The 12,399-nt window shown below is 63.9% G+C and carries 11 protein-coding genes; 4 read left to right on the forward strand and 7 right to left on the reverse strand.

What is annotated here, in order from left to right:
* Positions 1 to 1,761: a type I secretion system permease/ATPase gene (locus ACYG97_RS18410; protein WP_023733570.1), complete on the reverse strand. Its 1,761-nt coding sequence runs from the start codon at positions 1,759 to 1,761 to the stop codon at positions 1 to 3.
* Entirely contained in the window at positions 1,762 to 3,186 is a 1,425-nt protein-coding gene (eglC, locus tag ACYG97_RS18415) for an endo-1,3-1,4-beta-glycanase EglC (RefSeq protein WP_023733571.1), read from the reverse strand.
* 415 nt (positions 3,187 to 3,601) lie between these two features.
* Here eglC and ACYG97_RS18420 point away from each other — a divergent pair, with 415 nt between their 5' ends.
* Complete coding sequence (locus ACYG97_RS18420) at positions 3,602 to 4,045, forward strand: SRPBCC family protein (protein ID WP_023683102.1); 444 nt, start codon at positions 3,602 to 3,604, stop codon at positions 4,043 to 4,045.
* Positions 4,046 to 4,115: 70 nt separating this feature from the next.
* Here the strand turns inward: ACYG97_RS18420 and ACYG97_RS18425 are convergent, their stop codons facing one another.
* The 3 genes from ACYG97_RS18425 to ACYG97_RS18435 form a co-directional block, all read right to left on the reverse strand.
* Positions 4,116 to 5,081, reverse strand: coding sequence for a hypothetical protein (locus ACYG97_RS18425; RefSeq protein WP_023726477.1), 966 nt, complete (start codon positions 5,079 to 5,081; stop codon positions 4,116 to 4,118).
* 128 nt (positions 5,082 to 5,209) lie between these two features.
* Positions 5,210 to 6,712: a helicase HerA domain-containing protein gene (locus ACYG97_RS18430; RefSeq protein WP_023691930.1), complete on the reverse strand. Its 1,503-nt coding sequence runs from the start codon at positions 6,710 to 6,712 to the stop codon at positions 5,210 to 5,212.
* A gap of 136 nt (positions 6,713 to 6,848) precedes the next feature.
* Positions 6,849 to 7,490, reverse strand: coding sequence for a glutathione S-transferase family protein (locus tag ACYG97_RS18435; protein WP_023707577.1), 642 nt, complete (start codon positions 7,488 to 7,490; stop codon positions 6,849 to 6,851).
* A 146-nt stretch (positions 7,491 to 7,636) separates the two neighbouring features.
* Here ACYG97_RS18435 and ACYG97_RS18440 point away from each other — a divergent pair, with 146 nt between their 5' ends.
* Positions 7,637 to 7,867, forward strand: a complete 231-nt coding sequence (locus ACYG97_RS18440) for a hypothetical protein (RefSeq protein WP_023669703.1) — start codon at positions 7,637 to 7,639, stop codon at positions 7,865 to 7,867.
* 131 nt (positions 7,868 to 7,998) lie between these two features.
* On the opposite strand, the gene ACYG97_RS18445 is transcribed toward ACYG97_RS18440, so the two are convergent.
* Entirely contained in the window at positions 7,999 to 8,484 is a 486-nt protein-coding gene (locus tag ACYG97_RS18445) for a hypothetical protein (RefSeq protein WP_023669704.1), read from the reverse strand.
* A 175-nt stretch (positions 8,485 to 8,659) separates the two neighbouring features.
* Between ACYG97_RS18445 and ACYG97_RS18450 the strand changes: the two genes are divergently transcribed.
* Both ACYG97_RS18450 and ACYG97_RS18455 read left to right on the forward strand, forming a co-directional pair.
* Positions 8,660 to 9,025: a RidA family protein gene (locus ACYG97_RS18450; protein ID WP_023707576.1), complete on the forward strand. Its 366-nt coding sequence runs from the start codon at positions 8,660 to 8,662 to the stop codon at positions 9,023 to 9,025.
* Positions 9,026 to 9,128: 103 nt separating this feature from the next.
* Positions 9,129 to 10,361, forward strand: a complete 1,233-nt coding sequence (locus ACYG97_RS18455) for an amidohydrolase/deacetylase family metallohydrolase (RefSeq protein WP_023733572.1) — start codon at positions 9,129 to 9,131, stop codon at positions 10,359 to 10,361.
* A 208-nt stretch (positions 10,362 to 10,569) separates the two neighbouring features.
* Here the strand turns inward: ACYG97_RS18455 and ACYG97_RS18460 are convergent, their stop codons facing one another.
* Positions 10,570 to 12,357, reverse strand: a complete 1,788-nt coding sequence (locus ACYG97_RS18460) for a flavin-containing monooxygenase (protein ID WP_023733573.1) — start codon at positions 12,355 to 12,357, stop codon at positions 10,570 to 10,572.
* Positions 12,358 to 12,399: the final 42 nt, after the last annotated feature.

Below are 12,399 nucleotides of genomic sequence, written 5' to 3' on the forward strand. Positions count from 1 at the left end.
CTATGACCCGAAGCGGACGCTGTGCGGGCGCACGGTCGGCACGAACGAGCCTGTCACCACCGCGCTCCCGGCCTTGCCGGCCGCCGGTTGCCTCAGCACCTCGCTCGCAGGGCCGAAAGCTTCGACCATGCCGTTGCGCAGGACCATGACGCGGTCGCAGGCCGCGGCGATCGAAGGGCGATGCGTGATGACGACTGTCGTGACGCTTACACTTCGCGCGGCCGAAAGCATCCCTTCGAGCGCCGCCTCCCCACTGCCGTCGAGATGGGCGTTGGGCTCGTCCAGCACCAGCATGCGTGGCTTGCCGTAGAAGGCGCGCGCCAGCCCTATCCGCTGGCGCTCGCCGCCCGACAGCACGGTATGCGACGGGCCTATCATGGTCTGATAGCCGTCGCGCAGCGTGAGAATCAGCTCATGCGCCTCGGCGCGCCTGGCCGCTTCGACGATCGCGGCGTCATCGGCGTCGGGTTCGAAGCGGGCGACATTTTGCGCGATCGATCCCGGGAAAAGCTCCACCTCCTGCGCGAGATAGCCGATATGCCTGCCAAGCTGGGTTTCGTCCCAGCTCCTCAGGTCGGCGCCGTCGACCCTGACCGCGCCGCCGGTCGGCTGCAGCGCGCCCACAAGCAATTTCGCCAGCGTCGATTTGCCGGCCCCGCTCGGGCCGACGATCGCCACCGCTTCGCCGGCGCCGATGGCAAAATTCAACCGCTTGAGGATGGGCTCCGTGCCGAAAGCCGCAGTCGGCGCGATGAAGAACAGATCCTGCACCGAAATCGCGCCCAATGGATCGGGCAGTGCGAGCTTGCGCCCCTGCGCTGGTTGCGCCGCAAGGGCGGTGTCCAGCCGCTTCCAGCATCGCTTGGCGTCGACGATCTGCCGCCAGGATCCGATCAGCTGGTCGAGCGGCTGCAGCGCGCGCGACGACACCAGCGACGAAGCGAAGATCATGCCGGCGGTCATCTGCCCTTGTAGCACCAGCCACGCGCCGGCGCCGAGGATCGCCAGTTGCAGCATCATGCGCAGCGCCCGCGACGTCGCGCTGAAGATCGCATTGGCGCTTCCGGAACGGTCATGCAGGGTCAGCGCCTCAGCAACGTGTTGTCCCCAGACCGCGGCGGCATTTTGCACCATGCCCATGGCGCGCAGCGTGTCGGTGTTGCGGGCGAAGGCCTGTTCCGCCTGGCTGGCCACCGCCGAGCGTTCCGCCGACATGGCATCGTTCCTGCCGATGGCAAGCTGGTTGGCCACGACCAAGAGAAACAGCAGCACGGCGCCGGCGAGCGTCAGCCAGAACAGGACGGGATGGATGAAATAGAGCAAGGCCAGGAAGACGGGCGCAAACGGCAGGTCGAACAACACCGCCACGCCGCGCGACCTGATGAAGGCGCAAGCAGTGGCAAGGTCGTTCAGCGGCGACAGCCCGCTGCCGGCATGTCTGGCGCCAAGCGAGGCGGCGAACGTCCGCGCGCCCAGTTTCTGGTCGACGGTGGCCGCAACACGCTGCGCGTAGATGGCGCGGACCGCGTCCAGCAGGCCGAGGAAGGCGAGCGCGACCACCGCCATGACGGAGAGATAAAGCAGAGTCTCGACGCTGGAGGACGGCAACACCCGGTCATAGACCTGCAGCAAATAGAGCGGGATCACCAGGAGAAGGATGTTGATCAGCAACGAAAAGATGCCGATATCGGCGATGCCGCGCAGGAAAACCGGGCGCAGGCCGATGGCCGCATCCCTGAGTGGCGCGCGGTCCCGTGACATCTAGACGGCGTGCTCGGCTGTCGTGCTCAGATGGCTCTGCTGCAAATCGTTCAGCGTATAGGCGTGGATATAGTCGATCTTCATTTGCGCGGGCGTCGCCAGATGGTCGGGCGGCGCGCCGGCTTGACCGCCGACCGCAAGGTCGACCAGCATATACATGGGCTTGTTCATATCGGACGGCGTCGCCGCTTCCGCGACCTGGACGCCATCATAGGTCCAGACCAGCTTGTCCGGCGTCCACAACAGGCCATAGGTGTGATAGCCGTCGGTGTTGGAGACATTCACCGTCGACCCGACCGTGGTGTGGGTTCCCGTCTCATTTGTGTGCGCGGTCATGAGAAGCGCATTCGGGTTCTGCCCATACATTTCGATCACGTCGAGTTCCGGTGGCCATGAACCGTCTTCGGGCAGAAGCCAGAAGGCCGGCCACGCGCCGGCGTTTTCCGGGAGATCGGCCCGCATTTCGAAATAGCCATAGGTCTGCGAGAAGGTGTCGTGCGTCGTCAGTATGCCGGAAGTGTATTCGTAATTGTTGATCAGCGGCTTGATGTCGTCGGGCGTATGCGCCGCGGTTATGGTGAGCACGCCGCTTGCGACGCTGAACGGATGGACCGAGCTGGTCGGCGCATAATTGGCGTCGATATACCATTGCAGCTCGCCGTTCTGGGGCTGCGAGCTGCCGTTCTGCGCCCCCCACCAGAAATTGGAATCCCAGATGCCGCTCTGGCCGTTCCACAGGCTCAGCGTGTTGAAATCGTCGTTGAAAGACAGCGTCATGCCGGTCTTGTCGATCGGCAGCTCGAACTGGCCGGGCTGAAACTTGTCGATCGTGGTGTTGTGGAACACCAGCACCTCGCTCGAGCCGAGGTTCAGCTGCACGTTCGATCCCACCTGGACCATATTGGCGTGGACGGCCTCGAACGAGGTGAAGGCATAGCCGTTGAGGCGCACCGTGTCGGTCGCGCCGAAATCGGAGATAAGGTCGCTGCCATTGCCCTTGGTGATGATGAAGGTGTCGGCGCCGGCGCCGCCGATCAGCACGTCATTGCCCTTGCCGCCGTCCAGCGTCTGGCTGCCAGCGCCGCCCGTTATGATGTTGTCCTGACCATTGCCGAAGGCATAGTGGCCGTCGCCGGTGACGACGAGGTTCTCGAAATTCGCGGGCAGCTTGTAGCTCATCCAGGTATCGATCGTGTCGACGCCCGCGCCGTAGTTCTCGACCGCTTTGTTGATCGTCGAATAGAGATGGTAATAGTCGTCGCCCGCGCCGCCATACATGGTGACCTTGACGTTGGTGTCGCCCCAGAAGGAATCGTTGCCCGAGGTGCCGTAGCGGTAAGGCGCGCCTCCAGTCGCCGAGAACCAATGGGTGGAAGCGCCGGTATACGGAAGTGGAATGCCTTTGGCGTTGAGGACTGTGGTCATTCCGACACTCCTTGCGCGTGCTGCCTTGGTCGTTCGACAACCTTCGAGCGACCATTTCGGATCAACTCTTAAATTGATCCGTCGTTCCAGGGAATCATTCTATAGTACACCAAGGAGATCGTCGCCCATCATTTAATAGATAATGCCGAAGGTGTTAAGCTGATCCTAATACAACTTTGTAGGAGAGACTTAAAATTTTAATAAATTGTGAGATCCGCGCCGAAAAGTTAGGCAACCTGTCAATGATGCATGCAATTTGACGCGACACGACCGCCTGCCTGAGGCGGCGGTCGAAGTCGCGGGCGGATGGCCGCGGGCAAAGGGCTCAAGAAAATTTGACAGGCTATGTCGGACCGGGTGAGGTTCACCCGTCCTTGGGGCATCGGACAACGAAACCACAAAGGATACCGAAGAGATGCCAAGCACCGTACGTTTGCACCGCGTTCTGACGACCAGCCCGGAGAAGGTCTACCGCGCATTCACAGAAGCCGACGCGCTGGCGAAATGGCTTCCGCCGAACGGCTTCACTTGCACGGTACACAGCTTCGACGCGAAAGTCGGTGGCGCCTTCAAGATGTCGTTCCGAAACTTCACGACGGGCGGCAGCCATTCCTTCGGCGGCGAATATCTCGAACTCGTTCCCGGCGAGCGCCTGCGCTACACCGACAGGTTCGACGACCCCAATTTGCCCGGCCAGATCGAAGTGACCGTGCTCCTGAAGAAAGTGTCGGTCGGCACGGAACTCGACATCACGCAGGCCGGCATTCCGGACGTTATTCCGGCCGAAGCCTGCTATCTCGGCTGGCAGGAGTCGCTGCGCAATCTGGCAAAGCTCGTCGAACCCGAGATCAATCAGTAGAGCCCATCGGATCGGCGGCGCCGCCCAGCCAGTCCGCGCCGCCGACAATGCCGAGCCGAGGACTCATCCCTCACGGCCCGGTGCAGATCGGCAACGGTTGTGGCGGCGGTGGCGGGTTGTCCTTGGCGTATTGCGCGATGATCGGCTCAAGGCTCTTTCGCGGCCAGAATTTCGGCTTGCCGATCTCCTTCAGGCAGGACGCATTCCAATAGGCGCCCGATTTACCAACGGCGGTGATGTCGCGCGATTCCGGGTAGATATAGAGCGTCGTCGGATTGCCCTTCACCATCGAAATGATCTGGTCGGCGTCGGACGGCGACCAGCTGGTGCAGCCATTGCTGCGGCCGCCGGCATAATCCACCAGCTTGCCGTATGGCACGAAGCCGTCATGGTCGGCATAGGAGCTGTTCGGGTTCTTGCGCAGGCACATGCCGCGCAACAGCCGCGCCGCGTGGCCACCGATCACCCGCTGCCTGGCATTCGCCGTCTCCCCCTCACCGTCGAACTGGATGAAGGTGCGCAGCAGCGCCTGGTCCTTTTTTGCGCCGATGCGGTAAAAACCCTTGAATGAGGTCTTTGCCTCGCCGGTCATATAGGCGCCACCGGTCGTCAAGGACGAGTCCAGGGCATTGCCGAAGTTTTTCGCGCAGCGTTTGCCGTTGGAGAAATCGACCACGCCTTTCAAATTGCGGCCGCCGCCATGGCCCGACGAGATCGCCCTGAACGACTGCTTGGCCTCGCAAATGACGTAGTAGCGCCGCCCTAGCACGCCATTGCCGAGATCGCCGGGGCGCGTCGCATCCATGGCGAAATAGCAGCCATTGTGGACCGCGCCTTGCGCGACCTTTTTCAGGTAAAGCGCGCGCGCCCGCTCCAGCACCACTTGCGAAATCTCGCCGTCGTCATTGCCGACGTGGGCCTGCAGCCAGGCCGGTATATCGGAGGACGCGGCAAAAGACCGGGCAGACATCGTCAAGGCGATGCCGGCGACGGCGAGGAGGCCAAAGACAAAGACAGCCAGAGATTTCAACCGCACCGGACAACCCTCCCGCCCGAACCGTTCTGCGATTCTCGGAAACCCATCATAAATCGTCGCGCGCCGATCGGCGAAACACATCTTGTTCAGAACCGCGCAAGCAAGTCAGGTAGCTGCCTGTTCGCCTTTCAGAGCGCCAGGCTGCCCTGTTCCGCCTCCGCGGCATTGGGGTCGCCCGGCGCCGTCGCCCAGGCGAGCTCGACCAGCGTCACCGTGCGGCGGCCGGTGCCGTCGAGCTGGCAGACGATGAGGCCCTGCTCCTCGATATAGGTGAGCAGCCGCCGGGCGCGGCGCAGCGAATGCGAGCCGTAGGCGCGCGCGATCGCCGCGTCGCTCGGGCACGGCCAGCCCTCCTTGGCGGCGCGGGCGATCATCATGAACACGCCCTGCATGTCCTCGGGCAGCAGCGAGGCGCGCACGGAAACGTCCTGCCAGGCGTCATCGCCTGCCATGTCGGCGCCGAGCCCGGCGCGGGCACGCGTCAGCATGCGACGGAATTCTGAGAGGTCCGGCACCACCGAAGCGAGGCCTTCGATGCGGCAGCGGACGACGAACTCCTGATAAAGCACGCCGATGACGCGGAAACCCGCATCGGGCTGCGCCAGGATGGCGCGCAGGACACGGTCCACCCGCTCTCGCCGCTCGGCCATATCCTCGGCGCTTACCGCCGGTTCCGCAGGTTCCGGGCGGATCTCCATCGCCGCCGATTTGGCCGCCATCAGCTGGTCGAGCAGCTCCGGCGACGCCATCCGGCGCGGCGCGCGCATCGTCTCGGGCGGCGGCGCCGCCAGGATGATGGCGCGCGCGTCTTCAAGCGCTGTTTCCGGCATTGCCATCAGCCGCGGCGTACCGTTGCGCGGGCTGGTCTCGGTCTGGCCGATGCGCACGCCCAGCGGACGGCGCGACAGCGCTGGGCCCAACGCCATGAAGTGCCCGCGCTCCAGGTCTCGAAACGCCTCGGCCTGACGCCGTTCCATGCCCAGAAGGTCGGCGGCGCGCGCCATGTCGATATCGAGGAAGGTACGGCCCATGAGGAAATTGGACGCCTCCGCCGCGACATTCTTGGCGAGCTTTGCCAGCCGCTGCGTGGCGATGATGCCGGCAAGGCCGCGCTTGCGGCCGCGGCACATCAAATTGGTCATGGCGCCGAGCGAGAGCTTTCGCGCCTCGTCGGACACTTCGCCGGCCACGGCGGGCGCGAACAGCTGCGCTTCGTCGACCACCACCAGCATCGGATACCAATGCTCGCGGGCAACCTCGAACAACCCGCCGAGAAAGGCAGCGGCGCGCCGCATCTGGTTCTCGGCATCGAGCCCTTCGAGATTGAGCACCGTGGAGACGCGGTGGATGCGCGCCCGCTCGCCGGCTGCTTGCAGGCCACGCTCCGTATGCTCCTCGGCATCGATGACCAGATGGCCGTAATGGTCGCCCAGCGAGACGAAATCGCCTTCCGGGTCGATGATGGTCTGCTGCACCCAGGGCGCGCTCTGCTCCAGGAGCCGGCGCAAAAGGTGCGATTTGCCGGAGCCGGAATTGCCTTGCACCAGAAGCCGGGTCGCCAGCAGCTCCTCAAGGTCGAGCGCCGCCGGCGCACCCGCCGTCGTCTGTCCCATCTCGATGGCTACGGTCATGTCACGACTCTCCTTGCGGACAGGGCTTATCAACCCGGCCGCGAGCCGTCGAGCGCGCCATGGCAACTCGCCCGCTGTTCCACACCTATGCTGCCAAAGCGCCACACATCAGCCCATCTGCCCAAAGGGAAGCACATCAAGCGGAGTTGACCGGCGGCAGAAGCGGCGCGTCCAGCCCGTCGAAGGGATCGCGCCAGGCATCGATGGCTTCGAGCCGGCGATACCAACCCAGAACAGAGGGATAGTCCGCCAGCGGCAGGCCGGCTGGATCGTTGAACGGCAAAAACGTCGCCATGCGGAAATCGGCATAGGAGAGCGACTTGCCCACAAGCCATGGCCGCTTGGCGAGCTCCGCCTCGAGAATCGCTGCCGCGATGCGGAACTCCGCCAGCCCCTCCTCGACCTTGGTCTGGTCGACGGGCCCAATCCCGTAGCGCTGCTTGGTTCCGCGCTCGAAATGCACGGTGTCGCAGGCCCGCACGAAATTTTCCTTGCCCCAGCTCAGCCAGCGGATCATGTCGGGTTGGTCGCCGCCGCCGCGCCAGAAATCCGAACCCGCTTCGCGCGACAGAAGGCAGGCTATGGCGTCGGCTTCCCACAGGCTGCCGCCCGTCCATGCCAATATCGGCAGGGTAAGATTGGGATTGAGCTGACGAAACCGCTCAGCCTGCCGGGGCGCCATGGGTGCCGCGAACTCACACTCGACCTTGGCCTGCAGATGACGTGCCGTTGCTACCGCAAGGCGCGGATTGGGATTGCGGCTGAAGTACAGTTTCATATCCGGTCCTGGACGCTGTGGGCTCGACCCTATCAAACACGCAAACGTGCCCTCCCGGCAATCTGGTCGGACCACGATTCCGCTGGCACACGCCGTCGTTCGGCGTATTATTTCCTTCGGGAGAGGGTTCTTGGCAGGAGGAAGCCATGAACGTAGTGCCGAGCGTACCTGTCATCGACGTGACAACCCAGAACCTTGTTTCCTCTGCGCTTTCCAGATTCCGCGCCGGCGATACCGTCTCGACTAGAGCGGCGCTCGACGCCATCCGCCGCATGGATCCAACCTGTGTCGACAGCGACGACGATCTCGTCGAACTCGTCGTCATGGCGGCAATTGGTAAGACCATGGCGGTCGTGTTCGACCACCGCTCCCGCTAGCCCTGTGGGACGAACCTGTCCCGTTCAACTCGCTTGAGCTCGAGTGGGTTCGGTTGGCGAGCTTTTACAGCTGCAGCCCGGAAGCGGACGTCTTCGTGCGCGAAGCCGGCAATAGCATAAGCGGGTAAACCTCAGATCCCCAAGGGATGTGGCATGTAGCCGACGAAGCCGCCGATCTTCCAGTGGCCCGCCACCTTCCTGCAAAAATACAGCGTCTGCCATTTCAGCTTGTCGACGCTGCCATCGGCCTTGGCCACCGAGCCGTTGAACTTCTTGTGCAGCACGGCGCGGTCGCCATCGACATCGATGTCGCGCATGTTGGTGACGCGAAACAGCGCCTCGCGCAGCGGCTCGGCGAATCTGGCCGCCGCCGTCTCCTTGGCCTGGCGCAGCCATTCGTCGCGATAGACGGCAAGGCTCGGGAATTGCAGACGCCAGGCGTCGGCATCGCTGAGGAAATGCGCATGCATGCCGAAGAAGCTGTCGGCGAGGAAATCATCCTCGACCATCGACCAGTCCTGACCGATAAAGGCGTCGATGTCGCGCCGCACCAACATTTCCCAGAGCGCGTGGCGATCGGCATCGCCCTCTGGAAACGGGTTCTTGTCGAAGGTCATTGAAATCTCCTGTCGGGAAAATGCGACGCGCAAGATGCTGGCGAGCCTGCGATAAAGCAACACGCGTTTGGAAAAATGCTGCTTTCCAAAAAGCCCCCTATGAGGATCACCGGGACAGGCGTAGAGCGGTCGTCGAAAACGGGGCGCGGCCCGCCATTCTGAACAGGAGTTTCCTTTGCCTAAAGAGTGTTTTGGAACATCCCACGTGCCGCTGTCGCCGGCCGTGCGCGCCGGGGATTTCGTCTACATCTCAGGCCAGGTGCCGGTCGACAGCGACCGCATCGTGGTCAAGGGCGGCATCACCGAGCAGACCGAGCAGGTGCTGCAGAATGTGAAGGCGGCACTCGCGCTGGCCGGTTGCACCATGGACGATGTCGTCAAGACCACGGTCTGGCTCGAGGACGCGCGCGACTTCGGCGCCTTCAATGCCGTCTACGCCAAGCACTTCCCGAAGAATCCGCCGGCCCGCACCACGGTCGAATCGCGGCTGATGATCGATATCAAAATCGAGGTCGAAGCCGTCGCCTACCGGCCGGTTTGACCAGTCGGGGCATGATCTCGAAAAGTGGAAACCGGTTTTCTCGGACAAACGGAAACCGTTTTGTCCAGAGATCATGCCCCAAAACGAAGAGAGGCAGGCGCCGATGCAGTTCGATCTCCTGATCAAGGGCGGCCGCCTGATCGATCCGGCCTCGGGCCTGGACGCGCCGCGCGATGTCGCCGTTGCGGGCGGACGCATCGTGGCCATCGAGGCGGCGATCGATGCCGAGCACGCCACCAAGATAGTCGATGCTCGTGATTGCATCGTCACACCCGGCCTCATCGACCTGCACAGCCATGTCTACTGGGGCGGCACCTCGCTTGGCGTCGACGCCGACCGGCTGGCGGCCAAGAGCGGCACCACCACCTTCATCGATGCCGGCAGCGCCGGCGCCGGCAATTTTCTGGGCTTTCGCCGCCATGTCATCGAGCGCTCGAAGGTGCGCATCCTGGCCTATGTCAACATCTCCTTTGCCGGCATATTCGGCTTCTCGCAAAGCGTCTCTGTCGGCGAATGCAGCGATCTCAGGCTCTGCGAGCCACGCGAGACGGTGGCTGCGGTGCGCGAGCACGCCGATGTCGTCGTCGGCGTAAAAGTGCGCTCCGGCAAGCATGCCGGCGGCGCCAGCGGCATCGCGCCGGTCGATCTCGCGCTGGAAGCCGCCGACCAGGCCGGCCTGCCGCTGATGGCGCATATAGACGAGCCGCCGCCCGGCCGCTCCGAAGTGCTGCCGCGGCTGCGCAAGGGTGACATCCTCACGCACTGTTTTCGCCCGTTCCCCAACGCGCCGGTCTTCGCCTCCGGCGCGGTGCGGCCGGACATGCGGCTGGCCCGCGAACGCGGCGTCATCTTCGACATCGGCCACGGCATGGGATCGTTCGACTTCGCCGTGGCGAAAGCGATGCTGGCCGAGGGCCTCGCGCCCGACGTCATCTCCAGCGACGTGCATCTCTATTGCGTCGACGGTCCGGCCTTCGACATACTGGTCTGCATGTCGAAGCTAATGGCGCTGGGCATGCCGCTGGTCGAGGTGCTGCGCGCCGCCACGCAAAGGCCAGCCGAGGCGATCGCCAGGCCGGAGCTTGGGACGCTGAAAGTTGGCGGTGTCGGCGATGTCGCGGTGCTGAGACTGCGCCCCGGGCGCTTTACCTTCGTCGATGCGGTCGGTGCGGCGCTGATCGCGGATCAGCGGCTCACATCGGACGGCATCGTCGTGGGTGGTGTCTGGTGGCCGAACGAAGCCGCCGGCCACAACGAGACCGAGCGCTTCGAGGCCCACACGCACCATACGCATGTCGAGGTCGCGGCACGGCATTTCGGGCGTAGGCACGATTAGCTGGTCTCCCCTTCATGGGAGATGGTCTGTCTTTCGGCGGCGCGTTTGAGGACCGCCTTCCCCCACTCCGTCTCGGCTTCGCCGAGCCACCTCTCCCCCCTCCGGAGGGAGAGGAAAGGCGCCAGCTGGAATCGCTTCGCGCCATTCCTCTCCCCCGTCGATCGGGGGAGAGGTGTCGAGCGAAGCTCGACGGAGTGGGGGTCGAACCTTACCCCGAATTACTCACCGCCCCAAACACCGGCGTCGCAATCCCTTCCATCCGCGCCTTGATCTGCAGCGCCACATATTTCGAGTAAAACCGCGACAGCGCCAGATTGCCGCCGTGGAACCACAGCGCGTCCTGCGCCGTCGGCTTCCACATGTTGCGCAGCTCGCCTTGCCAAGGACCGGGATCGCCCTTGACGCCGGAGCCGAGGCCCCAGCATGGCCCGACCTTGTCGGCGACCTCGCGCGAGACGATGGCCGCCACGGTCTCGTTCATCGACTGGTAGCCGGTACAGGCGACGATCGCATCGACGGCCAGCTCGCTGCGGTCGTCGAACAGGATGCCGGTCGGCGTCAATGAACTGATGCCGACGCCGCTCTTCACTTTGATCTCGCCATTGATGATCAGTTCGCAGGCGCCGACATCGATGTAGTAGCCGGAGCCGGTGCGGTAGGCCTTCATCAACAGCCCGGTCTCGTCCTCGCCGAAATCGATGGCGAAGCCGGCGGCGCATAGCTGGTCGTAGAAGTCTGCGTCGCGTGCCTTGATCACCTCGTAAAGATCCCGCTGGCCCTTGGGTACAAGCGCGAACGGCGTGGACGCGACGATCAGGTCGGCCTTGTCGGTGCTGATGCCGCGCGCCAAAGCCTTTTCCGAGAAGATCTCGAAGCCGACTTCCATCAGAGTGTCGGATTTCACCACTGTCGTCGGCGACCGCTGGATCATGGTGACGTCTGCGCCGCTCTCCCAGAGGTCGACGCTGACATCGTGCCCCGAGCTTGCCGCGCCGATGACAGCGACACGTCTGCCGCGGAATTTCTCGCCGCTTGCATACTGGCTGGAATGCAGGAGTTCGCCCTTGAAGGTCTCGGCGCCGGGCAGCGCGATCTGGCGTGGCGGGCCATAGGCGCCGGTGGCAAAGACGATATGCTTCGGCTTCAGCGTGATCTGCCGGCCGACGCGGTCGACCACCACAGTCCACACCTTCTCGGCCTCGTCATAGCTGGCGCTGAGGCATTTGGTGGCGACCCAGTAGTTGAGCTCCATCACCCTGGTGTACATCTCCAGCCAGTCGCCCATCTTGTCCTTGGGCGTGAACACCGGCCAGTTCTCCGGGAACGGAATGTAGGGCAGATGGTCGTACCAGACCGGATCGTGCAGCACGAGCGAGCGATAACGGTTGCGCCAGGAATCGCCGGGGCGCGCATTTTTCTCGATGATGATGGTGGGCACGCCGAGCTGCCTCAGCCGCGCGCCGAGCATGATGCCGCCCTGCCCGCCGCCGATCACCAGGCAATAGGGCTGCTCGGTGGCGCCGAGGTCACGCGTCTCGCGCGCCCGCGCCTCCGCCCAGGTTTCGCGCTTCGGATCGGCCTTGTGACGGATGCCTAGCGGCCGCGCCGGTCCCTTTTTCTCCTCGAACCCTTTGAGCTCCCGCACCGCCGTGAACAAGGTCCGGCAGCGGCCGTCCGTGAGGCGCACAATCCCTTCGCCCCGCGCGACCGACGTTTCGAACGTGAACCAGGCCTCGACGGTGCCCTCATCCGAGGTCGCCTCGCCGGACAGCGTCCAGTGTGAGGGCTTCGCTTCCGCCAGCGTCGCTTGCAGCATGTCGCGGATCGCACCGCGGCCTTCCATCGTGGTGATGTTCCAGGTGAAAGCCAGCAGATCGCGCCAGTAGCAGTCCTCGACGAACAGGTTGGCGGCCGCTTCGGCGTCATCAGCTTCCAGCGCCCGTGCAAGCGCGCAAAGCCATGTCGCCGCCTGTTTCGATGGTGCCATGTCGAGCATCTGTTTTTCCCTCACTTTGCGTTCCCATTGTTTCGAAAGACG

The sequence above is a fragment of the Mesorhizobium sp. W067 genome (genome assembly GCF_054719525.1).

Coding starts and splice junctions, on each gene's coding strand:
- ACYG97_RS18410 (WP_023733570.1), bottom strand. CDS start 1,761: ATGTCACGGGACCGCGCGCCACTCAGGGATGCGGCCATCGGCCTGCGC.
- eglC (WP_023733571.1), bottom strand. CDS start 3,186: ATGACCACAGTCCTCAACGCCAAAGGCATTCCACTTCCGTATACCGGC.
- ACYG97_RS18420 (WP_023683102.1), top strand. CDS start 3,602: ATGCCAAGCACCGTACGTTTGCACCGCGTTCTGACGACCAGCCCGGAG.
- ACYG97_RS18430 (WP_023691930.1), bottom strand. CDS start 6,712: ATGACCGTAGCCATCGAGATGGGACAGACGACGGCGGGTGCGCCGGCG.
- ACYG97_RS18435 (WP_023707577.1), bottom strand. CDS start 7,490: ATGAAACTGTACTTCAGCCGCAATCCCAATCCGCGCCTTGCGGTAGCA.
- ACYG97_RS18440 (WP_023669703.1), top strand. CDS start 7,637: ATGAACGTAGTGCCGAGCGTACCTGTCATCGACGTGACAACCCAGAAC.
- ACYG97_RS18445 (WP_023669704.1), bottom strand. CDS start 8,484: ATGACCTTCGACAAGAACCCGTTTCCAGAGGGCGATGCCGATCGCCAC.
- ACYG97_RS18455 (WP_023733572.1), top strand. CDS start 9,129: ATGCAGTTCGATCTCCTGATCAAGGGCGGCCGCCTGATCGATCCGGCC.
- ACYG97_RS18460 (WP_023733573.1), bottom strand. CDS start 12,357: ATGCTCGACATGGCACCATCGAAACAGGCGGCGACATGGCTTTGCGCG.